The organism is Gemmiger formicilis (assembly GCF_016901605.1).
In the GTDB taxonomy this organism is placed as follows: Bacteria; Bacillota; Clostridia; order Oscillospirales; family Ruminococcaceae; genus Gemmiger; species Gemmiger formicilis_B.
Genome location: NZ_JACJKP010000960.1, coordinates 1 through 218 on the forward strand (window position 1 = coordinate 1; position 218 = coordinate 218).

The 218-nt window shown below is 56.9% G+C and carries 1 protein-coding gene; it reads left to right on the plus strand.

Translation table 11 applies throughout. From position 1 onward, the window contains the following. Positions 1 to 218 (plus strand): hypothetical protein (locus H6B10_RS17390; RefSeq protein ID WP_204652556.1); only part of this gene is annotated, 218 nt, incomplete at both ends.

The window sequence follows — 218 nt, forward strand, 5'->3', positions numbered from 1 at the left end:
GTTGGGAAACTTTGGCATCAAAATAGTGCCGCTGATCTTCAGGGCCAGAATGGACTGCGAAATGCTTGGCGCAGGCAGCGGCGCGCAGATAGTCCGGGTCATCGCCCTGCATACAACTGGTGGAACGAGGGCATTCATGGCGTGGGACGCGCTGGAACGGCAACCGTATTTCCGCAGGCAATTGGTCTGGCTGCGTCTTTTGATGAGGACTTACTGGG